Genomic DNA, 23,344 nt, shown 5'->3' on the forward strand with positions numbered 1-23,344 from the left:
CCGAGAGGCTAACGGAACGGATCCCTCCGACGACGGGGCGGACGGCGACGGCACGGAGGCCCCGCTCGGCCAAGTCCCGTTGGGCCGGGTGGGTGCAATCGTGCCGCCGCACCGGTGGCATGGTGGTGCGTCAGCCGCCCGTGGGGCGACTGATGAGTCATGAAGAAGGATCAGTTGCTCACCCGGCGCCGGGTGTTGGCCGCCGGTGCCGCCGCCGCGTGCGCGGCCGGTACGGCCGGTCTGCTCACGCTGGGAGGCGACCCCGCCGCGCCCGTGGCCCCCGCGCCCGGCGCCCCGGCCCGCCGCGTCCCGATGAAGCCGTCCGCCTACCGCCTCCAGCCGCTGACCGGCTACGGCCCCCCGCGCACCGCACCCGGCAGGACCCCGGTGCGCCGCGAGCCGCTGCTGCGCGTCTCCGGACGCGGCCGGACCATGGTGCTGACCTTCGACGACGGCCCCGACCCCCGCTACACCCCCGACATCCTCGACACCCTGCGCGACTACGACGTGCGCGCGATGTTCTTCGTGTGCGGGGAGATGGCCGAGGCCAACCCCGACCTGCTGGCGCGGATGGCCGACGAGGGCCATGTGGTCGGCAACCACACCTGGTCCCACCCCCTGCTCACCCGGCTCGGGCGCGCCCGGATCCGCACCGAGATGGAACGTACCTGCGACATCATCGAGGAGGCATGGGGCGACCGCCCCGAGTGGTTCCGCGCGCCCTACGGGGCCTGGAACCGCGCCGCCTTCCAGCTCGGCGCCGAACTCGGCATGGAGCCGCTCGCCTGGACCGTCGACACCCTGGACTGGACCAGCCCCGGCGCCCGTACCATCACCCGCCGGGTGGAGAACGGCGCCGCCCCCGGCGTCGTGGTGCTGTCGCACGACGCCGGAGGCGACCGTTCCCAGAGCGTGCGGGCGCTGCGCGAGTATCTGCCGCAGCTGCTCGACGACGGCTATCACATCACCGTGCCGCGCCGGCACCACGCCTGAGGGCGTCCGCCCGCCCGGTCGGAAAGGACGCTCAGCGCACCTCGACCAGGCGGGCGAAGGCGACGACATTCCCGTCGTAGCCGTTCTGCTTGGAGAAACCGCCGCCGCAGGTGATGACCCGCAATTCCGCGGTTCCCTTGGACGCGTAGACGCGGTCGCCCGGGAAGTTGTTCTTCTCGAACACCTCGATGCCGTAGATCTCGAAGACGGCCGTCTTCCCGTCCTGCCGGGCGACCTCGACCCGATTTCCCTGCTTCAGCGCACCGAGGCCGTAGAACACGGCGGGTCCCTGCTTGTTGTCGACATGGCCGACGACGACGGCGGTGCCCTTCTCCCCGGGGGCGACCGCGCCGGTGAACCAGCCGGCGAGGTTCGGGTCCTCGGGCGGCGGCGCGTCCACCCAGCCCTCCGCGTCCAGACCGACCGGCATGATGGGCGCGTCGACCTGGATCGCCGGGATCCGCACCCGGTCCGGCACGGCGTACGGCAGCGGGTCCGGGGCCTGGCCGAAGGTGCCGCCCGGCGCGGTGCGGCTGTCCGCGGCCGCCGCGGACGCCGGCTGCGGCGGGCCCACGTCGAACTCCCCGGACCCGTTGCGAATGAGCGCGAGACCGGTCAGCAGAACAAGCGCTATCACGCCCCAAGGGGCGCGCTTCTTCCGCCGCTCCTCCTCTTCGGCCAGCTCGGCCGCCAGCTCGGACGCAGACATTCGCCATCCCCTCTCGACGCGGCCGTCGCCGCGTCATTTCGCGCATACGAGAACGCTAAATGCCGCGGGCTCAACCGGCGACGGGGCAGAGACGAACGGGTTATGCGCCGCGGCCTCCGGTGCGCCATCCGAGTAGCGCCGAACAGGAATTTTCTGACGGTCCGTGACCTGCGGCAATATCCGATTGTGCGGTTTTCCGTCGGCGTGTCGCCTCACCGGTACGGACCATTGCCGAAATGCGGGCCCGCGCGGGGCGTCTGAGGGTCTTTCGTGGGAGGCGTTCTCTCGCCGATCGACCGGGGACGGGCCCCGGGGCGCCTTCCGCGGAGGATCACATGCGCAACTCACGTGCCCTGGCGGTCTCCGCCGCCGCGGTCGCCGTACTCGGGCTCGCCGGCCCCGCGGCCGTCGCCTCGGAGGCCGGCGGCAACAGCGGCGGTCACGGCGGCGGCTTCGGCGGCAACGGCGGCGACCACGGCCACCACGGGGGCTTCGGCGGCGGCATGGGCGGCAACGGCCACATGGTCAGCAACATCGTCGCCCTGCCCAGCGTCATCGCCCGCGGCGGCCAGATGACCATCACCGTCGACGGCTGCCCGCAGGGCGGCACCGCCACCTCGGCGGCCTTCCCGTCGACCACTCTGACGCCCATCCACGGTGCCAACGAGACGTCCAAGGGCACCGCGACCATCCACAGCAACGCCAACCCCGGCTCGTACAGCATCACCGTCCACTGCACCGGACGGGCGCCGCTGACGAAGGACAACGCCTTCACCGTCATCGGCGGTGTCCGGGGCGGCCTCGGCGGCAGCAGCACCAGCGGCGCCACCCCGACCGACATGGCCATCGGCGGCGGTCTGGTGGCGCTGGCCGCCATCGGCGGTGGCGTGTTCTGGCTGCGCCGCCGCGCCGAGAAGCGGATCTGACCGCCCGCCGCGTCCTTCCCCCGCCTCGCACGTGGCGCCTACGGCTCGGCCCCGGATCCTGGGATCCGGGGCCGAGCCGTTGCGGGCGGCGGGGCGGTCAGCCGCCGTCCTCGCCGGTGCGGCGACGGGAGAAGTGGTACGCCGCTCCGATCGAGCCCGCGATCAGGGCGGCTCCGAGGCCGATCTCCTTCAGGTCGAACCCGCCGACGGTGCCGCCCTCACCGGCGTGCACACCGTGCGGCGGCACCACGGGCACCGGCGTCGGACCGACCGGCCGGCCCCCGGCGATGGTCAGGTCCGTCGAGCCGCTCACCCCGTCACAGGTGAACGTCACCCGGTACATCGCCCCGGCCTTGGCGTCCCAGTCGACCGTCGCCGTGCCCGAGGAGTGGTGGGCGTGGATGGAGACGGTGTCGAAGACGGCCGACGTGACCCGGACGGTGCCCTTGCAGCCGCCGTCCCGGTCGACGTTCAGGGTGACCTGGCCGCCCGCGGCGATGGTCGAGGGCAGGACGCTGAAGCCGAACGGCGTGATGTTCTCGTCGCCCTTCGCGACGGCGGCCGGCGCGGCGCAGGCGAGAGCGGTGACGCCCAGCAGTGCGGCCGAAGCGACGCGTATCGCGCGCATGGTGAATCCTCCGGTCCCCGAGGAGCAGCTGCGGACCTTTTCCGCTTGCGCCAGAAATGCACCTCGATGACCGAAACGCTAGGAACATGCGCACAGGTGCGCGAACGCAGTCGTGCGAATGGGGCACGTCCCTGGGCCGCCCGGGGGACGCCGACGGCGTGGCGACCGCCGGGCCGGGCCGGAGCCGAGTGAGGGCGCGTCAGTCACCGGCGCCCGGGAACAGATGCAGGAACGGCTCCGCCGACGCCGTGATGCCCCGGCTGTAGGGGGCGTCGAAGTCCCAGATGAGGAACAGCAGAAAGGCGATGAGCGCGGAGAACAGCCCCGCCAGCACGAGTTCGCGCGGGGTGCGCCGGATCTGCAGCGCCAGCACCATCCCGATGGTCACCACGGCACCCGCGAGCAGCCCGAACCACACCACCCCCGGCATGGTGGCGCCGGTCGAGGTGGCCCGGGAGGTGCGCGCCTGGTCGGCGGCGGCCACCTGGTCGACCAGCGGCTGGTACGCCTGGGCCTCGAAGTCGCTGCGCGGCTCGTAGTCGGTCACGTCCCGCCGGACGCGGTCCAGCAGTTCCTCGCCCCGCTCGGTCACCTCGCCGGAGTCCGCCATGTGCTTCCACTCGGTGGTGACGACGTGTCCGACATAGGCGTTGACATCCGCACGGATCCGGTCACGGACGTCGGCCGGATACACCCGCACCCGCTCCACCACCTCGTGCAGCGCCTGGGCCTCGGCCCGCACGTGCTCCTGCGCGGCGCTGCGGGCCTCCCAGACACCCGCGATGGCCAGACCCAGGACGATGGCGTACACCACACCGATCCACATCGTCATGTACTCGATGACGTCCGGGGTCTCGCTGGGATCCTCGTCCTCGCTCGCCGCGCGGTGGCGGATCAGGGTGATGAGGACCACCACCGCACAGGCGGCGAGCATCGCGAGGGTGAGAACAAGCCATTCCGGCAAGGGGGGCCTCCAGGGTCAGCGCGACCGCAGCGCGGCCACGGCGATCACCGCGGGCACGGTGATGAGCAGGACGAAGGTGAGCGGCGAGGTCGTCCCGCCGTGCGCGGCCCGCTGCGGTGCCGACGGCTGGTACGGCGGGTAGCTCACCGGGGGCGCCGACGGGCGCGGGGTGGGGGTCGGCGTCGGCGTCGGCTTCGGTGTGGGGGTCGGCGTGGGGTCCGGGGTGCGCTCCGGCGGGGGTGTGACCGCGGGAGCCGGTGCCGGTGGGGGCGCCGGGGCCGGGGGAGGGGGCGGCTCGGGCGGCGGCGTCGGCCGGGGCCTCGGCGGCGGTGGCGGTGGCGTGGGGGTGGGCTCCGGAGGCGTGGGCGTGGGCGTGGGCGTCGGCGTCGGCTTGGGCGGTGTCGGCGTGGGCGTGGGGGTCGGCTCCGGGCACGGCGGGGGAGGCGGCGGCTTCGGGCACGGCGGAGGGGGCGGCGGCTTCGGGCACGGCGGAAGCGTCGGCCAGGGCCAGGACCCGCCACCGCTCCCGCCGCTCGAGTTCCCGTTCCCGCTGCCCGCGACCGCCACCGCCTCCGTGCCGCCGGGGCCCGTGGAGGCGTAGGCGCAGGCGTCCGCCGCCGCGTGCTCCGCCGGCGCGCCCACCAGGGCCCAGGTCAGCGCCGTGAGGGCCACCGCCCGCACGGCGACGGCGCGATGGGTCGGTCGGTGTCCATGCACGACGCAGATCATGAGCCCTGTCCCCCGTAGGTCAGGCCCGACGGCAGGGAGATTGCCCCGAACGGGGGATTCGGGGGCCGGGGAGGTTTGGGCGGCGTTGACGCCCGGAGCGAAGAAATCCCCCGCGGCATTGAACACGCCCGGCCGCCGCCGCGTACCCCATGCCGTGCGGCGGTCGCAGCAGCGCGCCGCAACATCCTTGGGAACTTGGGGAGTTGACGATGAAGACCTCCTGGCGGAGCGCCTCTCTCGTGGCGAGCGCCGTGGCCGTACTGGCGCTGACGACGGCGTGCGGTCAGGACAAGGGGACCCAGCCGGCCAGCGAGAACGTGGGCGCGGCCGCACCGGCCGGCGGCTACGGCGTGGGGTCCGGCGGCGGTTACGACGCCGGTACCGGCGGCACCCAGCAGGACGGCCAGGCGGGCGGCGCGGCGGCACAGCCCGCGGCCGAGAGCGCCGGCAGGCTCGCCGTGTCCGCCAACGCCGAACTGGGCCAGGTGCTCACCGACGGCGCGGGCCGCACCCTGTACCGGTTCGACCAGGACACCGCGGAGCCGCCCAAGACCAACTGCGACGGCGACTGCGCCGCCGCCTGGCCGCCGGTCCTCGCGGACGACGCCAGCGCCGGCGAGGGCGTGGACCCGCAGATGCTCGGCGAGGTCACCCGCCCCGACGGCACCAAGCAGCTCACCATCGGCGGCTGGCCCGCCTACCGCTACGCCAAGGACCTCAACCCCGGTGACGTCAAGGGGCAGGGCGTCAAGGGCACCTGGTTCGCGCTGGCCCCCGACGGCAAGAAGGCCAAACTGGCCGATCTGCCCGGACTGTCCACCCGGAACGACCCGAAACTGGGGGAGATCGTCGTCGACCGCAACGGCATGACGGTCTACCGCTTCATGAAGGACGAGGCATGGCCCGAGCCGGTCTCCGCGTGCACCGGCGCCTGCCTGGAGAAGTGGCCGGTCGTCGAGCCGGTCGCCGTGAACGACACCAAGGGCGTGGAGAAGAAGGGCCTGATGAGCTTCACGCGCCCCGACGGCAAGAAGCAGCAGACGATCGACTGCTGGCCGATCTACACCTTCTCCGGCGACAAGTCCCCGGGTGACACCAACGGCCAGGGCGTCGGCGGCACATGGTTCGCCGTGGCGCCCGACGGCAAGCCGATCGGCGCTCCCAAGGAGTAGCCCGGCTGCGCCGTCCGGTCCGCCTCTCCGCCCCCACGGAGAGGCGGACCGCTTTGGTGTGTTCGCACAGGTTCACCGGGTATCAATTCGGCACATGCCGCAGGCAGTGACCGGGAACGGATGGTCAATTTCCGTTTCCACTCGCTCCTTTGCCGGGCGATCAGTAGCCTCAGCTCGAACACCGGATCGCCTACGCCTTGGAGAGATAGATGGAGCGTCCCGCCTGGGCCCCACGGAGCATCGACATCTCGGTGCCCAGCGTCTCCCGCATCTATGACTACTACCTGGGTGGCTCGCACAACTTCGAGGTGGACCGGGAAGCCGCCCGCAAGGCGATGGAGTTCATGCCGGGCCTGCCCAAGATCATGCAGGCGAACCGGGCGTTCATGCGGCGTGCCGTGCGCTACGCCGTCGGCGAGGGCATCACCCAGTTCCTCGACATCGGCTCCGGCATCCCCACCCACGGCAATGTGCACGAGGTGGCCCAGGCCGCCCTGCCGGGCGCGCACGTCGTCTACGTCGACCACGACCCCGTCGCGGTCGCACACAGCCAGGCGGTCCTCCAGGGCAACACCGACGCCGACGTGGTCGCGGGCGACCTCCTGAAGCCGCACGACATCCTCGGCAGCCCTCAGGTGGAGCGGCTGATCGACCTGAACCGTCCGGTGGCCCTCCTCCTCGTTGCCATACTGCACTTCGTGGAAGACGCGGACGACCCGTACCGAGCGGTGGCCGAGCTGCGCGACGCGCTCGCGCCCGGCAGCATGCTGATCCTCACGCATGCCTCGTACGAGGGAATCCCGCTGCCCGCCGAGCGGGCCGAGGGCGCGGTGGACGTATACAAGGACATTCGCAACCCGCTGATCATGCGCTCGCGCGACGAGGTCGCGCGGTTCTTCGAGGGGTACGACATGGTGGAACCCGGACTGGTGGCGATGCCGCACTGGCGGCCCGACACCGCACCGGAGGACGAGGATCCTTACGCGTTCTCCGGTTTCGCCGGCGTGGGGCGTACGGCGTGATCGCGGAACCGGACGGGCCGGAGGACAGACTGCGCCGGTTCGCGACGATCTGGAGCCGGGCGGTGTTCCCGGTCACCGTGACGTCCCTGACCCGGCCGGAGTTCGAGACGCAACTGCTGCCACTCGCCCGCAGGCTCAGCGAGGCGCTGCGGGCCAGGGCCTTCGACGCCGCCGAGGGCAGGGCCGTCGGCGCCGCGCTCGTCGACGCGCACTGCACCGACCCCGAGGCGCTCAGCCGCACCCTCGACTGCGTCGACGCCTACCTGGTGCTGTACTGCGGCGAGGACGGCCAGCAGGAGGAGCTGCGCGCCCGCTCCGCACGGCTCCAGCACTCCATGGCCGCCGGGTTCGCCCAGGCGCTGCGCCAACGTACCCTCGCCGAGCAGGAGTCCATCGCGCAGGCCGCGCTGCGCGCCCAGGGCGTGGTGGCGCAGGCCCTGCACGCCAGCGAGGCCCGGTTCCGGGCGGTGTTCGAGGGGGCGGCCATAGGGATCGGCATCGCCGACCTGGACGGCACCGTCCTGGAGGTCAACGACGCGCTGCTGCGCATGTTCGGCGGCTCCGAGCAGAACGTACGCGGCCGCAACGTCCGCGAGTGGATGCACGCCGAGGACGCCCCGCAGGTGTGGCGCCTGTACCAGGAGCTGGTACGCGGCGAGCGCGAGCACTACCACGTCGAGAAGGCGTTCTACCGCCCCGACGGAACGGTCCTGTGGACCAACCTCACGGTCTCCCTGCTGCGCGACGCCGACGGACGCCCGCAGTACCAGCTGGCGCTGATGGAGGACACCACCGAGCGCCGCCTGCTCAACCTGCGGCTGCGCTACGAGGCCACCCACGACGCCCTGACCGGGCTGCCCAACCGCACGCTGTTCTTCGAGCGCCTGGAGAAGGCCCTCAGCGCGGCCCCCGGTCAGCGCTTCGGCCTGTGCTACCTCGACCTGGACGGTTTCAAGACCATCAACGACAGCCTCGGGCACGCGGCCGGCGACCGGCTGCTGGTGGAGGTCGCCGACCGGCTGCAGTCCTGCGCCACCGCGCCCGGTGAGATGGTCGCCCGTCTGGGCGGTGACGAGTTCGTCGCGCTGACGACCGGCACCGACACCGAACGCGAGGTCGACGAGCTCGCCGCCCGCATCCAGAACGTGCTGCTCGCGCCCGTGCGCATCGACGGCCGGGAGCTGACCGTGCGCGGCAGCATCGGCATCGTCGAGGGCCCGGCGGGCGGCGAGCGCAGCCCCGCCGAGGTGCTGCGCAGTGCCGACATCACCATGTACCGGGCCAAGTCGGCGGGCGGCAACCGCTGCGAGCTGGCCGATCCGGAGGCCGACGCCCGCGCGATCACCCGGCACGGGCTGACCACCGCGCTGCCGGCGGCCCTGGAGCGCGGCGAGTTCTTCATCGAGTACCAGCCGCTGGTCCACCTCGGCGACGGCAGCGTGCGCGGCGCCGAGGCGCTGGTGCGCTGGCTGCATCCGCAGCACGGTGTCCTCGGGCCCGACCGGTTCATCCCGCTCGCCGAGCACACCGGGCTCATCGTGCCGCTCGGCCGCTGGGTGCTGGAGCAGTCGGTGCGCCAGGCCCGCGAGTGGCGCGAGCGCTACGCCGGCACGGAGGCGGGGCCGCTGCGCATCAATGTCAACCTCTCGCCGTGCCAGCTCAACCATCCCGGTCTGGTCCAGGACACCGTCGACATCCTGGAGGCCGAGGGCGTCACCCCGGACGCGCTCTGCCTGGAGGTCACCGAGTCGGCCCTCATCGGCGCCGACGACGACCTCCTCAAACCCCTGCGGCGCCTGGCCGAGATGGGCGTGGACATCGCCCTCGACGACTTCGGCACCGGCTACTCCAACCTGGCCAACCTGCGCCGGCTGCCGGTGAGCATCCTCAAGCTGGACCGCTCCTTCACCCAGAGCATGCAGCAGTTCCCCGCCGACCCCGTCGACCTCAAGATCGTCGAGGGGATCGTCTCCCTGGCCCACAGCCTCGACCTCGGGGTGACCGTGGAGGGCGTGGAGACCGGCGCCCAGGCCGAGCAGCTGCGGATACTCGGCTGCGACACGGCCCAGGGCTGGTACTACGCGAGGCCGGGCCCCCCGGAGCGGCTGCACGAGCTGGCCCTGGCGGACGCGAGGGGATGACGGCGGTGCCCTCGGGGGCGCGGGGCCGCCATCGTGGTGCGGCTCCCGCCGCGGGGGCGCGACCCGTCACCACGGACGGAAAGGTCAAGGCGGAGAGAACTCCGGCCGCCGTGTCCGCTACCGCTCCGACAGCATCCGCTGCAACTCCCGAGCGGCGCGGGGCGGAGCCACATCGCTGCGGTGGGCCAGCGCGATGGTGCGGTGCAGTCCGGGCCGGGCCAGCGGGGTGACGCGGAGCCCGTGCCCGGAGCGCGCGGCGACCATCCGCGGCACCACCGCCACCCCCAGCCCCGCCCGCACGAACCCCAGCACGGCGTCCATCTCCCCGCCCTCCACCGCGAAGTCCGGCTCGAACCCGGCGGAGCGGCACGCCGCGACCGTCAGCTCCCGCAGGTCGTACCCGTGCCGGAACATCACCAGCCGCTCGCCCTCCAGATCGGCGACGGACACCGCCCGCCGCCCGTTCCCCGGCCGCGGCGAGTCCGGGGAGGACACCACGACCAGGTCCTCCCGCAGCAGCTCCACCGTCGTCAGCGCCGGCGACGGCGTCGGCAGCGGCAGCACCACCAGCGCGAGATCCAGCGCACCGCGCGCGAGCTGCCGTACCAGATCCAGCGAACCGCCCTCCTCGATCAGCAGCCGTACGCCGGGGTAGCGGTCGTGGAAGGCGCGCAGCACATCCGGCAGCAGACCGGTGCACAGACTCGGGGTCGCCCCCAGCCGCACCCGCCCCCGCTGGAGCTGCACCAGCTCCTGCACCTCGTGCCGGGCCGTCTCGGCGTCGGCGAGGATGCGCCGGGCCAGCGGCAGCAGCGCCTCGCCCGCGTCGGTGAGCGTGATGTTGCCGCGCGCCCGCTGGAAAAGATCGGCGCCCAGCTCCCGCTCCAGCGCCCTGATCTGCTGCGACAGCGACGGCTGGGCGACATGCACCGCCTCGGCGGCCCGCGTGAAATGCCGGGTCTCGGCGACCGCCACGAAGTACTGGAGCTGCTGGAACTGCATCCCCTCATCATAGGCATCGCCTATCGAAACGAGCCGGACCATGTCTTGGACCGATGGGGACCTCCGGCCCTAGCGTCATGAGCATGGCTCTGGCAACGCGGACGGACCGACGGCCGTCCATGGCGCGCACCTTCTGGGACAGCACCGTCGGCAAGAAGACCGTGATGGCCGTCAGCGGCGTGATCATGCTGCTGTACCTGGTCGTCCATGTGTACGGGAACATGAAGATCTTCTTCGGTCCCGACGACTTCAATGCCTACGGCCACTGGCTGCGCACGGTCGGCGAACCGTTCATGCACTACGGCTGGACGCTCTGGGTGATCCGTGTCGTGCTGCTGGTGGCCGTGATCGCCCACGCCGTCTCCGCCTACCAGCTCAGCCGCCGTGACATCAAGGCCCGGCCGAGCAGGTACGCGCACAGCAAGCCGCGGGCGAGCTACGCCACCCGCACCATGCGCTGGGGCGGGATCATCCTCGCCCTGTTCATCGTCTGGCACGTCCTGGACCTGACCACCGGCCATGTGCACTCCGGCGGCTTCCAGGAGGGCCGCCCCTACGAGAACGTCGTCGACACCTTCTCCACCTGGTACGGCAACGTGATCTACATCGTGGCGATGCTCGCCGTCGGCCTGCACATCCGGCACGGCTTCTGGAGCGCCGCCCAGACCCTCGGCGTCGGCAGCCGCACCCGCGACCGCGCCCTGAAGACGACCGCGAACGTCCTCGCCCTGCTGCTCACGGCCGGCTTCGTCGCCGTCCCCGTGGGCGTGATGACCGGACTGGTGAGCTAGAGATGACCGACTACACCCACTACACGACCGGAGAGCCGGCCGTCGACCGCAAGGCGCCCTCCGGCCCCGTCCACGAGCGCTGGGACAAGCGCCGCTTCGAGGCCAAGCTGGTCAACCCCGCCAACCGGCGCAAGCACACGGTGATCGTCGTCGGCACCGGCCTCGCGGGCGGCTCGGCCGGCGCCACCCTCGCCGAACAGGGCTACCACGTCGTCCAGTTCTGCTACCAGGACTCCCCGCGCCGCGCCCACTCCATCGCCGCGCAGGGAGGCATCAACGCGGCGAAGAACTACCGCAACGACGGCGACTCCGTCCACCGCCTCTTCTACGACACCGTCAAGGGCGGCGACTTCCGCGCCCGCGAGTCCAACGTCCACCGCCTCGCCCAGATCTCCGTCGAGATCATCGACCAGTGCGTGGCGCAGGGCGTGCCCTTCGCCCGCGAGTACGGCGGCCTGCTCGACACCCGCTCCTTCGGCGGCGTCCAGGTCTCGCGCACCTTCTACGCCCGCGGCCAGACGGGCCAGCAGCTGCTGCTCGGCGCCTATCAGGCGCTGTCCCGGCAGATCGCGGCGGGCAACGTCGAGATGCACCCGCGCACCGAGATGCTCGACCTGATCGTGGTCGACGGACGGGCGCGCGGCATCGTCGCGCGGGACCTGATCACCGGGCGGATCGACACGTATTTCGCGGACGCGGTCGTCCTCGCGAGCGGTGGCTACGGCAACGTCTTCTATCTGTCGACGAACGCCATGAACTCCAACGCCACCGCGATCTGGCGGGCGCACCGGCGCGGCGCCTGGTTCGCCAACCCCTGCTTCACCCAGATCCACCCCACCTGCATCCCGCGTACCGGCGACCACCAGTCCAAGCTGACGCTGATGAGCGAGTCGCTGCGCAACGACGGCCGCATCTGGGTGCCGAAGGCCAAGGGCGACACGCGTCCGCCGCACCGGATCCCGGAGGACGAGCGCGACTACTACCTGGAGCGCCTGTACCCGTCGTTCGGCAACCTCGTGCCGCGCGACATCGCCTCCCGCGCCGCGAAGAACGTCTGCGACGAGGGCCGCGGCGTCGGCCCCGGCGGCCAGGGCGTCTACCTGGACTTCGCCGACGCCATCCAGCGCATGGGACGGGCGGCCGTCGAGGCCAGGTACGGCAACCTCTTCGACATGTACCAGCGGATCACCGACGAGGATCCGTACGAGGTGCCGATGCGCATCTACCCGGCCGTGCACTACACGATGGGTGGCCTGTGGGTCGACTACGACCTCCAGACCACCGTCCCCGGCCTGTTCGCGATCGGCGAGGCCAACTTCTCCGACCACGGAGCCAACCGCCTGGGCGCCTCCGCCCTGATGCAGGGCCTGGCCGACGGCTACTTCGTGCTGCCGGCGACCATCAACGACTACCTCGCCAACAACCCGCGCCAGAGCGAGGTCACCGACGACCACCCGGTCGTGCAGGAGGTGCTGGCCGAGACCGAGGACCGCCTCAACCTCCTGCTGTCCGTCGACGGCGACCGCACGCCCGACTCCTTCCACCGCGAACTCGGCGAGCTGATGTGGGAGTTCTGCGGGATGGCCCGCTCGGACGCGGGTCTGCGCAAGGCGCTGGAGCGCATCCCGCAGATCCGCGAGGAGTTCTGGCGGCGCATCAAGGTGCCGGGCACCGGCGAGGAGTTCAACCAGTCGCTGGAGAAGGCCAACCGGATCGTCGACTATCTGGAGCTCGCCGAGCTGATGTGCCTCGACGCGCTGCACCGCACCGAGTCCTGCGGCGGCCACTTCCGCGAGGAGTCCCAGACCCCGGACGGCGAGGCGGCCCGCAGGGACGAGGAGTTCTCCTACGCCGCCGCCTGGGAGTTCACCGGCACCGGAACCGCTCCCGTCCTGCACAAGGAAGACCTCGTCTTCGAGTACGTCCACCCCACCCAGCGGAGCTACGCATGAAGCTCACCCTGCGCGTCTGGCGGCAGAAGAACGCCGACGCCGACGGCACCATGTCCACGTACGAGGTGGACGGGATCTCGCCCGACATGTCCTTCCTGGAGATGCTCGACACGCTCAACGAGGAGCTCATCCTGCGCGGTGAGGACCCGGTGGCGTTCGACCACGACTGCCGGGAGGGCATCTGCGGGGCGTGCTCCCTCGTGATCAACGGCGATGCGCACGGGCCCGAGCGGACGACGACGTGCCAGTTGCACATGCGGTCGTTCCAGGACGGCGACACCATCGACGTGGAGCCGTGGCGGGCCTCCGCCTTCCCGGTGATCAAGGACCTGGTGGTGGACCGGTCCGCGTTCGACCGGATCATCCAGGCCGGCGGGTACATCACCGCGCCCACCGGGTCCGCGCCGGAGGCGCACGCCACACCGGTGCCGAAGGCGGACGCCGACTCCGCGTTCGAGCACGCGGAGTGCATCGGATGCGGGGCGTGTGTGGCGGCGTGCCCCAACGGGGCGGCGATGCTGTTCACGTCCGCCAAGGTGAACCACCTCAATGTGCTGCCCCAGGGGGCGCCCGAGCGGGAGAGCCGGGTGCTGGACATGGTGGCGCAGATGGACGAGGAGGGGTTCGGTGGGTGCACGCTGACCGGGGAGTGCGCGACCGCGTGCCCCAAGGGGATTCCGCTGATGTCCATCACCAGCATGAACAAGGAGTGGCTGCGGGCTGTGCGCAAGACCAAGCGGTAGCGCCGCGGGGGGTTCTGTCGTCCTCGGGGTGCGGGGCCCCGTGTGGCCGGTCGCGCGCTTCCCCGCGCCCCTGAGGGCATGTCCGCGCCCGGCATTCAACAGTTCCACATCCTCATTCCTGGCAATGGTCACGCACGCGCCAATCGGCGTCGGAAGAACTTGGGGTGTCCCGAAGCACTCGGGGCGTCCCCCAACACCGCTCCACCGGCCCGTGCCCCAGGAGAGAGCCATGTCCGGCGTCAGTACCCTCGCCCCCACCCGCTACACCGTCTCCCTGGCCCGCGACGAAGAGGAGGTGCGGGCCGCGCAGCGGTTGCGGCACGACGTCTTCGCCGGGGAGATGGGCGCCCTGCTGTCCAGCCCGCAGCCCGGACTCGACATCGACCCCTTCGACGCGTACTGCGATCACCTGCTCGTGCGGGAGGAGGCGACCGGCGAGGTCGTGGGCACCTATCGGCTGCTGCCGCCGGAGCGGGCCGAGGTCGCGGGACGGCTGTACTCCGAGGGGGAGTTCGACCTCGCGCCGCTCGACGCGATCCGTCCGGGACTGGTCGAGGTCGGGCGGTCCTGTGTGCACCCCGATCACCGGGACGGTGCCGTCATCGGGCTGATCTGGGCCGGTATCGCGCGGTACATGGTGGACGGCGGGCACGAGTGGCTCGCCGGCTGCTGCTCGGTGCCGCTCGCCGACGGCGGCGCCCTCGCCGCGGCCACCTGGGACCGGGTGCGGGCCAAGCACCTGGCGCCGCCGGAGTTCCGGGTACGGCCGCTGCGGCCCTGGGCGCCGCGGGAGGGCGCCCCGCGGCAGCGCCGGGAGCTGCCGCCCCTGCTGCGCGGCTATCTGCGGCTGGGCGCGTGGGTGTGCGGCGAGCCCGCGCTGGACGCGGACTTCGGGGTCGCCGATCTGTATGTGCTGCTGTCGATGCGCCGGGTCGACCCGCGCTACCTCAAGCACTTCCTCTCGCTCGCCGCGGGCCGGTGAGCGCCTGGCTGCCCGGCGCGCCCTGCACCGCACGGACGTGCGTGGGGGAGACCGGGGCCTCGGCGCTCGCCGCGGCCCGCGGTGTGCTGCGGCTCGCCGCGGTGCTCGGCCTGCTCCTCGCCGCGGTGCTCGGGCTGCTCCTCGCCTGGGTGCTCGGCCTGCTCCTCGCCGGGGTCGCGGTGCCGCCGTTCGCCCGGCGGCGGTTCGCCCGGCGGCACCCCCGCAGGATCGCCGACGGCCTGGTGCGGCGCTGGTGCCGGGGTCTCGTGCGGGCCGCGGGCGTACGGGTCCGCGTCACCGGCACCGCGCCGCCGGAGGGCGGACTGCTGCTGGTGGCCAACCACATCTCCTGGCTGGACGTCCCGCTGCTCGCCGCCGTACGCCCCGCCCGCATGCTGGCCAAGCAGGAGATACGGCGGTGGCCCGTGGCCGGGCCGCTGGCCGCGCTCGGCGGTGCCCTGTTCATCGACCGGGACCGGCTCCGGGCCCTGCCCGGCACGGTCGCCCGGCTCGCCGACGCCCTGCGCTCCGGCGCCGCCGTCGGCGTCTTCCCCGAGGGCAGCACCTGGTGCGGGCGCGCGCAGGGCCGGTTCCGGCGCGCGGCGTTCCAGGCCGCCCTGGAGGCGGGCGTCCCCGTCCAGCCGGTCCGCATCCGCTACCGGCTGGGTGACGGCTCGGCCACCACCCGCCCCGCCTTCATCGGCGAGGACTCCCTGCTCACCTCGGTGTGGCGGGTGGTGACCGCGCCCGCGCTGGTCGCCGAGGCCGAGGTCCGCCCCGCCCTCACGCCGGGCACCCACCCGGACCGCCGCACCCTGGCGCGGGCGGCCGAGGAGATGACCCTGGGCCCGGCCGGCCCCCTCGGGCACGCGGGGAACCACGCGCCCACCCACGCGCCACCGCTGCCCGCCGGACGCCACGAGCTCCCGACTCCCTAGGGGGTGTCTCGTCGATCCGGCCTGGTCGACGGCACACCCCTAGGCGGTCAGGGCACGCGCCAAGTACGTCGACGTCGGCCCACCCGAGGCACCCGCGACCTCCGCGGGCGGCCCCGCCGCCACGATCCGCCCGCCCGAGTCGCCCCCGCCCGGCCCGAGGTCGACGACCCAGTCCGCCCCGGCCACCACGGACATGTCGTGCTCCACGACGATCACCGTGTTCCCCGAGTCCACGAGGCCGTGCAGCCGGCGCACCAGGACCTCGACGTCGGCCGGGTGCAGCCCGGTGGTCGGCTCGTCGAGCAGGTACACCGTGTGCCCCCGCCGCCCCCGCTGCAGCTCCGCCGCCAGCTTGATCCGCTGCGCCTCCCCGCCGGACAGCTCCGTCGCCGGCTGCCCCAGCCGCAGATAGCCGAGCCCCACGTCCAGCAGCGCGCCCACGCTGCGCGCCACGGCGGGCACACCGGCGAAGAAGTCCGCGGCCGCCTCCACCGTGAGGTCCAGCACCTCGGCGACGGTCAGCCCCCGGTACGTCACCTCCAGCGTCTCCGCGTTGTACCGGGCCCCACCGCAGTCCGGGCACGCCGCGTACGTGCTGGGCAGGAACAGCAGCTCGACGCTGACGAACCCCTCGCCCTGGCAGGTCTCACAGCGGCCCCCGGCCACGTTGAACGAGAACCGGCCGACACCGAAGCCGCGGGCGCGGGCCGCGTCCGTGGCCGCGAACTCCTTGCGGACGGCGTCGAACAGCCCCGTGTAGGTGGCCGGGTTGGAGCGCGGGGTGCGGCCGATGGGCCGCTGGTCGACGACGACCAGGCGCTCGACGCCGTCGAGCTCTTCGGTGATCTCGCCGATCAGCGTGGACTTCCCGGACCCGGAGACACCGGTGACGGCCGTCAACACCCCCAGCGGGAACTCCGCGGTGACCTCGCGCAGATTGTGCCGGGTCACCGGGCCGACCTTCGACCAGCCGCGCGGCGTGCGGACCTCGCGGGCCGGCGCGGGGGAGCGGCCGAACAGGAAACGGGCCGTCGCCGACTCCGGCACCCCGGCGAGCTCCCCCGGCGGCCCGCTGTGCAGCACCCGGCCGCCGTGCTCACCGGCACCCGGCCCGACGTCCACGATCCAGTCGGCGCCGCGCACCACGTCCAGATGGTGCTCCACGACGAACACCGTGTTCCCGGCCGCCTTCAGCCGTCCCAGCACCGTCAGCAGCGCCTCGGTGTCGGCCGGGTGCAGACCGGCGGACGGCTCGTCGAGAACGTAGACCACCCCGAACAGGCCCGAGCGCAACTGGGTGGCCAGGCGCAGCCGTTGCAGCTCGCCCGCGGACAGGGTGGGGGTGGGGCGGTCCAGGCTGAGGTAGCCCAGCCCCAGCTCCAGAAGGGGAGCGATACGGGACTTCAGGTCCTCGGTGAGGACCCGAGCCGTCTGCGAGGTGCCCGTGAGCGTCCCGGCCAGCTCGGCCAGCGGCAGCGCGGCCAGCTCGGCGATCGTCCGGCCCGCGAAGGTCACCGCCAGCGCCTCCGGGCGCAGCCGGCTGCCGCCGCACACCGCACAGGGAGCCGCCGTCAGGAAGCGTTCCGCCTTCGCCCGCAGGGTCGGGCTCTTGGAGTCCGCGAACGTCTTCAGCACATGGCGGCGGGCGCTCATGTACGTGCCCTGGTACGGCCGTTGGATGCGGTCCGCGTCCCGCACCGGGTGCACGGTGACCACCGGCTGCTCGTCGGTGAACAGGATCCACTCCCGCTGCGCGGCGGGCAGTTCGCGCCAGGGCCGGTCCACGTCGTACCCGAGCGCGTCGAGGATGTCCCGCAGGTTCTTGCCCTGCCAGGCGCCGGGCCACGCGGCGATCGCGCCCCCCCGGATCGACAGCGACGGATCGGGGACCAGCAACTCCTCGGTCGTACGGTGCACCTGACCGAGACCGTGGCACTCCGGGCAGGCCCCGGCCGCGGTGTTGGGGGAGAAGGCGTCGGAGCCGAGCCGCTCGGCGCCCGGCGGATGGTCACCGGCGCGGGAGAACAGCATGCGCAGGGAGTTGGACAGGTTCGTCACCGTGCCGACCGACGAGCGGGACGTCGGGGAGGAGCGGCGCTGCTCCAGCGACACCGCGGGCGGCAGCCCGCTGATCTCGCCGACCTTCGGCGCGCCGACCTGGTGGATCAGCCTGCGGGCGTACGGCGCCACCGACTCGAAGTACCGGCGCTGCGCCTCGGCGTAGATCGTGCCGAACGCCAGCGAGGACTTCCCGGAGCCGGACACGCCGGTGAACACGGTCACCACGTCCCGCGGGATGTCCACGTCCACGTTCCTCAGGTTGTGCTCACGGGCGCCGCGGACGCGGACGTAGGGGTCGGGGGAGTGGTGCATAACGGGCGACTCTATCGGGTGACGCCCACCCCGAGACGAGTCAGGCCGGCCGCCGGTGCCGGGCCGGCCACGCTCACCCCGAGACGATCGACGCCAGCCGCCGGTAGGAGTCCACCAGCCCCGCACGGTCGTAGGTGCTCGTGGTGACCAGGACCTCCTGCGCCCCCGTCTCCTTCAGCACCGTCTCCAGCTCGTGCGCGACCTGCTCCTCGGTGCCGGCGATCTGACCGGTGAGCCCGGACTCGTAGAAGCCGCGCTCGCGCTCGGTCAGGGTGAGTGCCTCGACGCGTTCGGCGGGCGGCAGCGGCGGGAAGGTGCCGTGGGTCCGGGAGTACGCCATCGACCATGCCTCCGGGACCAGCAGCCGCCGGGCCTCCTCGGGGGTGGCGGCGACCGCGACCGTGCCGGAGATCACCACGTACGGCTCCACCGCCCAGGGGGAGGGGCGGAAGCGCGCACGGTAGTGCTCGACGCCGCGCAGCATCTTCTCGCGGTTCCCGAGGTCGCCGATCACCATCGGCAGCCCGGCCTCCGCGGCGATCGTCGCGCCCTCGCCCATCGCCAGCACGAACGGCGGCACCGCCAGCCCCTCCGCGGGCCGCGCGTGCACGCCCGTCGGGGAGGTGCCGCGGAAGAAGTCCAGCAGCTCCCGCAGCTGGCCCGCGAAGTCGTCGGCGTCGTCCTTGCCGCGGCCCAGCGCCTTGCGCACCCCGTCGGTGAAGCCCACCGAGCGGCCGAGACCCATGTCGATCCGGCCGGGGAACAGCGACTCCAGCACCCCGAACTGCTCGGCCACCACCAGGGGCCGGTGGTTGGGCAGCATCACCCCGCCCGTGCCCACCCGGATCGTCTCCGTGGCCGCGGCGACGGCCGCCGCCAGCACGGTCGGCGCGGAACCCGCGACCCCCGGCACCCCGTGGTGCTCCGAGACCCAGAACCGGTGGTACCCGAGCGCCTCCGCCTCCCGTGCCAGCGCCACGGTGTCACGCAGTGCCTCCTCGGGCGAGTGCCCCTCACGGATGCGGGAACGGTCGAGCACGGAGAAGCGGGCCGAGGCGATCACGGAAGTCACACAGGGTTCAACGCGGCAGGGGCGCGCGCATTCCCGGCGGTGGTGGACGTACGGGTTTTTAATTCGCTGGCATGCTCACGGCACACGGTCCTACGGTGATCACCCGGCTTCGCGCCTGGTGGCGCGCGTGCGCCCGAGTGCCCGGCGCGCCTGTCCCGTTCCCCTCTCCCGTCGACCGAGGAGATCTGCCATTTCCCGTTTCAACAGCCGCCGTTCGCGTGCCCTCGCCCCGTCCGCGCCCCTCACCACGACCGGCGCGCGCACGACGACCTACGAGGGCGGTGCCGCGTACGTGCGGGACGCGAAGAGCGAACTGTTCCTGCTGGCCGTCGTCAACATGGTCGGGCAGCGGACCTTCTACGAGGCGGCGGGGGACAGGGACGCCCGGTACCGCGACCTGGTGCGCCGGCTCGCGGTCGAGGACCCGGTGTGGACGGCCGGCCTGCTCGGCTGGCTGCGCGGCTCGGCCCAGATGCGCACCGCCTCCCTGGTCGGCGCCGCCGAGTTCGTCAGGGCACGCCTGGACGCGGGCCTGACCGGCCACTCGCGGCAGGTCGTCGACTCCGTCCTCCAGCGGCCCGACGAGCCGGGCGAACTGCTCGGCTACTGGACCCGCAGCCACGGGCGCGCGCTGCCCAAGCCGGTCAAGCGCGGCGTCGCCGACGCGGTACGGCGCCTGTACCACGCGCGCTCGCTGCTGAAGTACGACACCGCCTCCAAGGACTTCCGCTTCGGTGACGTCCTCAACCTGGTGCACGCCTCGCCCGACCCGGCGAAGCCCTGGCAGGGCGAGCTGTTCCGGTACGCGCTGGACCGGCGCCACCACCCCGAGACCGCCGAACCGCCGGCCGCCGACGCCACGCTCACCGCGCACCGGGAGCTGGCCGCGCTGCCGGCCGGCGAACGCCGGGCGCTGCTGCTGTCCCCGCAGGGCCCGCAGCGGCTGGCGCGGGCCGGGATGACCTGGGAGGCGCTGGCGGGCTGGCTCCAGGGGCCGATGGACGCCGCCGCCTGGGAGGCGATCATCCCCTCGATGGGCCTGATGGCCCTCACCCGCAATCTGCGCAACTTCGACGAGGCCGGGGTGAGCGACGCGGTCGCCGAGCAGGTCGCCGCACGCCTCGCCGACCCGCAGGAGGTGCGCCGCTCGCGGCAGTTCCCCTACCGCTTCCTCTCCGCGTACCGCATGGTGCCCTCGGGGCGCTGGACGCACGCTCTGGAGCGGGCGCTGGCCGCGTCCACGGCGAACGTCCCGGCGCTGCCCGGTCGCACGCTGGTGCTGGTGGACACCTCGGGCTCGATGCTGGGCCAGGTGTCGGCCAAGTCGATGATCCGGCACGTCGACGTCGGCGCCCTGTTCGGGGTGGCGCTCGCGGCCCGAGGCTGCGAGGTGGACCTGTGGGGCTTCGCCGACCGTGCCTTCCGGCACCCGCTGGAGCGGGGCGGCCCGGTGCTGCCGCAGACCGAGGCGTTCTGCGCCCGCGTCGGCGAGGTCGGCTACGGCACCGAGACGGTGGCGGCGCTGAGGGAGGCGTACGACGGCCACGACCGGGTCGTCATCGTCTCCGACATGCAGGCATTCGCCTACCCCGGCCACGGCGCAGTCCACCGCCGCGTCACCGCCGCTCCGCCCGCGCTCGTCTGGGGCCCGCGCGGGTGGCAGCGCAAGGCGGGCACGCCGGCCCAGCCGGTCGTCCAGGCCGAGCCGCTGTCGGTGTCCGACGCGATCCCCGCCGACGTACCCCTGTTCGGCATCGACACCACCGGCTACGCCCCGGCATCCCTCGACACCGGAGCGCCGCACCGCTACGAGATCGGTGGCTTCTCCGACCAGCTGTTCACCATGGTGGACCTGCTGTCCCGAGGACTGGACGCGGGCTGGCCCTGGGGGCATAGGTCCCCGGCGTGATCGGCGTCCCCGGCGTGATCGGCGTGATGGGTGTCCCCGGCGTGATCGGGGAGACACCCCTAGGCTGGACGGCGTGACCGCAGACGCCCGACGGCCGCTGGCCGTGTTCGATCTGGACAACACCCTCGCCGACACCGCGCACCGCCAGCACTTCCTCCAGGCGCGGCCGCGGAACTGGGACGCGTTCTTCGCTGCCGCGCCCCAGGACCCGCCGATCGCCGAGGGGGTGGCGCTGGCGCTGGAGAGCGCCGAGGAGTGCGAGGTCGTCTATCTCACCGGGCGGCCCGAGCGCTGCCGGCGCGACACGCTGGCGTGGCTCGCCGCGCACGGGCTGCCCGAGGGGCGCGTCCATATGCGCGGCAACGCCGACCGCAGGCCCGCCCGCTTCACCAAGCTGGAGATCCTGCGCCGCCTCGCCCGCACCCGTGAGGTACGGGTGCTGGTGGACGACGACGAGCTGGTGTGCGAGGACGCCGAGCGGGCGGGCTTCACGGTCGTACGGGCCCGCTGGGCCACGCCCTCCGCCGAGCTGAAGGTGGCGCAGGAGCGGGAGGGGCGGACCTGACCCCGGCGGTCAGCCTGCGTCCTCCAGCCGGAAGCCCACCTTCAGGCCGACCTGCCAGTGCGCGATCTCCCCGTTCTCGATCTGGCCGCGAACTTGGGTCACCTCGAACCAGTCGAGGTTGCGCAGCGTCTGCGAGGCGCGGGAGATGCCGTTGCGGATGGCCTTGTCGACGCCCTCGGGCGAGGTGCCGACGATCTCGGTGACCCGGTAGGTGTGGTTCGACATGCGGGTGCTCCTCCTGAGTGCCGCGAGCGCGGTGTTCTGAGACGCGAGCGCGCTGTGTGGCGCGCGTCACTCCACCGTGCCCCAGGCTGCGGCGGAACGCGAGGCGTCGGGCCGGTACGGGTGGGCCCCTTGACCTTCGCATTGGTCCATACCAAAATCCAGCTCACCCGTACGGGCCCCGCGCCCGTCCCCCCACGTCGGGTCCCTCTCCCCCTGTCCGTCAGGCAGAACAGGACCGACCCAGTGACACGCCGACGCCGTCTCCTCGCCCTCGTCTGTGCCTCCGCCTCCCTCGTCAGCGGCTGCGGCCTGCTGCCCGGCGGCACCGAACGGCAGACCGTCACCGTCTGGCTGATGAAGGGCAGCGCCTCCCAGGACTTCCTGAAGCGGTTCACCGAGGACTTCGAGAGCACGCACTCCGACGTCGACCTCGACATCCGCATCCAGGAATGGACCGGCATCGGCCCCAAGGTGCAGGCGGCGCTGGAGGCGAAGGGCGACGACGCCGACGCCGGGCCGGACGTCATCGAGGTCGGCAACACCCAGGTGCCCCAGTACGTCGACGGGGGCCGGCTGGTCGATCTGACACTGGAGTCGGTACGGGACTGGGGCAGCGAGGAGTGGCTGCCCGGCCTCGCCGAACCGGGCATGCTGCGCGGCCACCAGTACGGCATCCCCTGGTACGCCGCCAACCGGGTGGTCGTCTACCGCAAGGACCTCTTCGCCGAGGCCGGGATCGACGCCCCGCCGAAGACCCGTGAGCAGTGGCTGGAGATCACCGAGAAGCTCGACTCCGGCTCCCGCCAGGGCATCTACCTCGCCGGACAGGACTGGTACACCCTCGCCGGGTTCATCTGGGACGAGGGCGGCGAACTGGCCGAGGAGCGGGGCGGCACCTGGGAGGGCGCCCTGGACACCCCCGAGGCGCTGCGCGGCATGGACTTCTACCGCCGGCTGCAGGCCCTAGGCGACGGCCCGGTCGACGCCGACGAGGAACACCCGCCCCAGGCGGGCGAGTTCGCCGAGGGCGACATCGCCCAGATCGTGGCCGTGCCCGGCGTCGCCCAGGCCGTCGTGGAACGCAACCCCGGCCTCGCGGGCAAGCTCGGCTTCTTCCCGATACCCGGCCGCACCGCCGCCGTGCCCGGAGCCGTCTTCACCGGCGGCTCCGACCTCGTCATCCCCGAGAACACCGACCGGCGCGAGGCCGCCATCGCCGTCGTCGAGGCACTCACCGGCGCCAAGTGGAACACCGAGCTGGCCCGCACCATGAACTACGTCCCCAACAAGTCCACCCTCGCCGACGCGGTCGCGGGCGAGGAGGGCGTGGCCGCCATGGCCGCAGGCGCCGCCCGCGGCCGGGCCACCCCCAGCACGCCGGAGTGGGCCGTGGTGGAGGCGGACAACCCGATCAAGCCCTATATGACCCAGGTCCTGCGCGGCGCGGACCCCGCGAAGGAGGCCCGCCGCGCGTCCCGGCGCATCACCGAGCAACTGGACATCTAGCC

General features: G+C 72.8%; 22 protein-coding genes. 14 read left to right on the top strand and 8 right to left on the bottom strand.

The window, feature by feature from the left end:
• Nucleotides 1-159 precede the first annotated feature (159 nt).
• Nucleotides 160-993, top strand: a complete 834-nt coding sequence (locus tag ACSU6M_RS29670; RefSeq protein WP_437073797.1) for a polysaccharide deacetylase family protein — start codon at nt 160-162, stop codon at nt 991-993.
• Between the two features lie 31 nt (nt 994-1,024).
• On the opposite strand, the gene ACSU6M_RS29675 is transcribed toward ACSU6M_RS29670, so the two are convergent.
• The gene (locus ACSU6M_RS29675; protein WP_437073799.1) at nt 1,025-1,702 is read right to left on the bottom strand and encodes a class F sortase; all 678 of its coding nucleotides are present in this window, start codon (nt 1,700-1,702) and stop codon (nt 1,025-1,027) included.
• 335 nt (nt 1,703-2,037) lie between these two features.
• Between ACSU6M_RS29675 and ACSU6M_RS29680 the strand changes: the two genes are divergently transcribed.
• A complete protein-coding gene (locus tag ACSU6M_RS29680) occupies nt 2,038-2,628 on the top strand; it encodes a hypothetical protein (RefSeq protein ID WP_437073800.1) in 591 nt (196 codons plus the stop codon).
• Nucleotides 2,629-2,725: 97 nt separating this feature from the next.
• On the opposite strand, the gene ACSU6M_RS29685 is transcribed toward ACSU6M_RS29680, so the two are convergent.
• From ACSU6M_RS29685 to ACSU6M_RS29695, 3 genes are all read right to left on the bottom strand, one after another.
• Nucleotides 2,726-3,256 (bottom strand): hypothetical protein, encoded by a 531-nt coding sequence (locus ACSU6M_RS29685; protein WP_437073801.1) that lies wholly within the window; start codon nt 3,254-3,256, stop codon nt 2,726-2,728.
• A gap of 199 nt (nt 3,257-3,455) precedes the next feature.
• On the bottom strand, nt 3,456-4,220 hold the full coding sequence (locus tag ACSU6M_RS29690; RefSeq protein WP_437073802.1) for a DUF4239 domain-containing protein: 765 nt from the start codon (nt 4,218-4,220) through the stop codon (nt 3,456-3,458).
• A gap of 15 nt (nt 4,221-4,235) precedes the next feature.
• Nucleotides 4,236-4,367: a hypothetical protein gene (locus ACSU6M_RS29695; RefSeq protein ID WP_437073804.1), complete on the bottom strand. Its 132-nt coding sequence runs from the start codon at nt 4,365-4,367 to the stop codon at nt 4,236-4,238.
• A 22-nt stretch (nt 4,368-4,389) separates the two neighbouring features.
• Between ACSU6M_RS29695 and ACSU6M_RS29700 the strand changes: the two genes are divergently transcribed.
• From ACSU6M_RS29700 to ACSU6M_RS29715, 4 genes are all read left to right on the top strand, one after another.
• Entirely contained in the window at nt 4,390-4,821 is a 432-nt protein-coding gene (locus ACSU6M_RS29700; protein WP_437073806.1) for a hypothetical protein, read from the top strand.
• Between the two features lie 337 nt (nt 4,822-5,158).
• Entirely contained in the window at nt 5,159-6,121 is a 963-nt protein-coding gene (locus tag ACSU6M_RS29705; protein WP_437073807.1) for an SCO0930 family lipoprotein, read from the top strand.
• Nucleotides 6,122-6,330: 209 nt separating this feature from the next.
• Nucleotides 6,331-7,143, top strand: a complete 813-nt coding sequence (locus ACSU6M_RS29710; RefSeq protein ID WP_437073809.1) for an SAM-dependent methyltransferase — start codon at nt 6,331-6,333, stop codon at nt 7,141-7,143.
• The gene (locus ACSU6M_RS29715) at nt 7,140-9,284 is read left to right on the top strand and encodes a putative bifunctional diguanylate cyclase/phosphodiesterase (protein ID WP_437073810.1); all 2,145 of its coding nucleotides are present in this window, start codon (nt 7,140-7,142) and stop codon (nt 9,282-9,284) included. Before ACSU6M_RS29710 ends, ACSU6M_RS29715 begins: the two co-directional genes overlap by 4 nt.
• A gap of 117 nt (nt 9,285-9,401) precedes the next feature.
• On the opposite strand, the gene ACSU6M_RS29720 is transcribed toward ACSU6M_RS29715, so the two are convergent.
• Nucleotides 9,402-10,286 (bottom strand): LysR family transcriptional regulator, encoded by an 885-nt coding sequence (locus ACSU6M_RS29720; protein ID WP_437073812.1) that lies wholly within the window; start codon nt 10,284-10,286, stop codon nt 9,402-9,404.
• A 119-nt stretch (nt 10,287-10,405) separates the two neighbouring features.
• Here ACSU6M_RS29720 and ACSU6M_RS29725 point away from each other — a divergent pair, with 119 nt between their 5' ends.
• The 5 genes from ACSU6M_RS29725 to ACSU6M_RS29745 all read left to right on the top strand — a co-directional run bounded on the left by ACSU6M_RS29725 (nt 10,406) and on the right by ACSU6M_RS29745 (nt 15,692).
• Nucleotides 10,406-11,077, top strand: coding sequence for a succinate dehydrogenase (locus tag ACSU6M_RS29725; RefSeq protein WP_437075407.1), 672 nt, complete (start codon nt 10,406-10,408; stop codon nt 11,075-11,077).
• 2 nt (nt 11,078-11,079) lie between these two features.
• Nucleotides 11,080-13,029, top strand: a complete 1,950-nt coding sequence (locus ACSU6M_RS29730) for a fumarate reductase/succinate dehydrogenase flavoprotein subunit (RefSeq protein WP_437073813.1) — start codon at nt 11,080-11,082, stop codon at nt 13,027-13,029.
• Complete coding sequence (locus tag ACSU6M_RS29735) at nt 13,026-13,772, top strand: succinate dehydrogenase/fumarate reductase iron-sulfur subunit (protein WP_437073814.1); 747 nt, start codon at nt 13,026-13,028, stop codon at nt 13,770-13,772. The genes ACSU6M_RS29730 and ACSU6M_RS29735 overlap by 4 nt, the downstream gene beginning before the upstream one ends.
• Before the next feature lie 229 nt (nt 13,773-14,001).
• Nucleotides 14,002-14,754, top strand: a complete 753-nt coding sequence (locus ACSU6M_RS29740) for a GNAT family N-acetyltransferase (RefSeq protein WP_437073815.1) — start codon at nt 14,002-14,004, stop codon at nt 14,752-14,754.
• Entirely contained in the window at nt 14,751-15,692 is a 942-nt protein-coding gene (locus ACSU6M_RS29745) for a lysophospholipid acyltransferase family protein (RefSeq protein ID WP_437073816.1), read from the top strand. Before ACSU6M_RS29740 ends, ACSU6M_RS29745 begins: the two co-directional genes overlap by 4 nt.
• A gap of 39 nt (nt 15,693-15,731) precedes the next feature.
• On the opposite strand, the gene ACSU6M_RS29750 is transcribed toward ACSU6M_RS29745, so the two are convergent.
• Together ACSU6M_RS29750 and ACSU6M_RS29755 are read right to left on the bottom strand one after the other, a co-directional pair.
• Nucleotides 15,732-18,065, bottom strand: a complete 2,334-nt coding sequence (locus ACSU6M_RS29750) for an ABC transporter (RefSeq protein ID WP_437073817.1) — start codon at nt 18,063-18,065, stop codon at nt 15,732-15,734.
• 73 nt (nt 18,066-18,138) lie between these two features.
• Nucleotides 18,139-19,137: an LLM class flavin-dependent oxidoreductase gene (locus tag ACSU6M_RS29755; RefSeq protein WP_437073818.1), complete on the bottom strand. Its 999-nt coding sequence runs from the start codon at nt 19,135-19,137 to the stop codon at nt 18,139-18,141.
• A gap of 190 nt (nt 19,138-19,327) precedes the next feature.
• Here ACSU6M_RS29755 and ACSU6M_RS29760 point away from each other — a divergent pair, with 190 nt between their 5' ends.
• On the top strand, nt 19,328-21,046 hold the full coding sequence (locus tag ACSU6M_RS29760; protein WP_437075409.1) for a TROVE domain-containing protein: 1,719 nt from the start codon (nt 19,328-19,330) through the stop codon (nt 21,044-21,046).
• A gap of 73 nt (nt 21,047-21,119) precedes the next feature.
• Nucleotides 21,120-21,611 carry an LNS2 domain-containing protein gene (locus ACSU6M_RS29765; protein ID WP_437073820.1) on the top strand — a complete coding sequence of 164 codons (492 nt, stop codon included), beginning with the start codon at nt 21,120-21,122 and terminating at the stop codon, nt 21,609-21,611.
• A gap of 9 nt (nt 21,612-21,620) precedes the next feature.
• On the opposite strand, the gene ACSU6M_RS29770 is transcribed toward ACSU6M_RS29765, so the two are convergent.
• Entirely contained in the window at nt 21,621-21,836 is a 216-nt protein-coding gene (locus tag ACSU6M_RS29770; RefSeq protein WP_437073821.1) for a dodecin, read from the bottom strand.
• Between the two features lie 243 nt (nt 21,837-22,079).
• On the opposite strand from ACSU6M_RS29770, the gene ACSU6M_RS29775 reads away from it, so the two are divergent.
• Nucleotides 22,080-23,342: an extracellular solute-binding protein gene (locus tag ACSU6M_RS29775; protein ID WP_437073823.1), complete on the top strand. Its 1,263-nt coding sequence runs from the start codon at nt 22,080-22,082 to the stop codon at nt 23,340-23,342.
• Nucleotides 23,343-23,344 lie beyond the last annotated feature (2 nt).

The organism is Streptomyces sp. enrichment culture, from assembly GCF_964272895.1.
GTDB lineage: Bacteria > Actinomycetota > Actinomycetes > Streptomycetales > Streptomycetaceae > Streptomyces.

Coding starts and splice junctions, on each gene's coding strand:
- ACSU6M_RS29670 (WP_437073797.1), top strand. CDS start 160: ATGAAGAAGGATCAGTTGCTCACCCGGCGCCGGGTGTTGGCCGCCGGT.
- ACSU6M_RS29675 (WP_437073799.1), bottom strand. CDS start 1,702: ATGTCTGCGTCCGAGCTGGCGGCCGAGCTGGCCGAAGAGGAGGAGCGG.
- ACSU6M_RS29680 (WP_437073800.1), top strand. CDS start 2,038: ATGCGCAACTCACGTGCCCTGGCGGTCTCCGCCGCCGCGGTCGCCGTA.
- ACSU6M_RS29685 (WP_437073801.1), bottom strand. CDS start 3,256: ATGCGCGCGATACGCGTCGCTTCGGCCGCACTGCTGGGCGTCACCGCT.
- ACSU6M_RS29705 (WP_437073807.1), top strand. CDS start 5,159: ATGAAGACCTCCTGGCGGAGCGCCTCTCTCGTGGCGAGCGCCGTGGCC.
- ACSU6M_RS29710 (WP_437073809.1), top strand. CDS start 6,331: ATGGAGCGTCCCGCCTGGGCCCCACGGAGCATCGACATCTCGGTGCCC.
- ACSU6M_RS29720 (WP_437073812.1), bottom strand. CDS start 10,286: ATGCAGTTCCAGCAGCTCCAGTACTTCGTGGCGGTCGCCGAGACCCGG.
- ACSU6M_RS29725 (WP_437075407.1), top strand. CDS start 10,406: ATGGCGCGCACCTTCTGGGACAGCACCGTCGGCAAGAAGACCGTGATG.
- ACSU6M_RS29730 (WP_437073813.1), top strand. CDS start 11,080: ATGACCGACTACACCCACTACACGACCGGAGAGCCGGCCGTCGACCGC.
- ACSU6M_RS29735 (WP_437073814.1), top strand. CDS start 13,026: ATGAAGCTCACCCTGCGCGTCTGGCGGCAGAAGAACGCCGACGCCGAC.
- ACSU6M_RS29740 (WP_437073815.1), top strand. CDS start 14,002: ATGTCCGGCGTCAGTACCCTCGCCCCCACCCGCTACACCGTCTCCCTG.
- ACSU6M_RS29750 (WP_437073817.1), bottom strand. CDS start 18,065: ATGCACCACTCCCCCGACCCCTACGTCCGCGTCCGCGGCGCCCGTGAG.
- ACSU6M_RS29770 (WP_437073821.1), bottom strand. CDS start 21,836: ATGTCGAACCACACCTACCGGGTCACCGAGATCGTCGGCACCTCGCCC.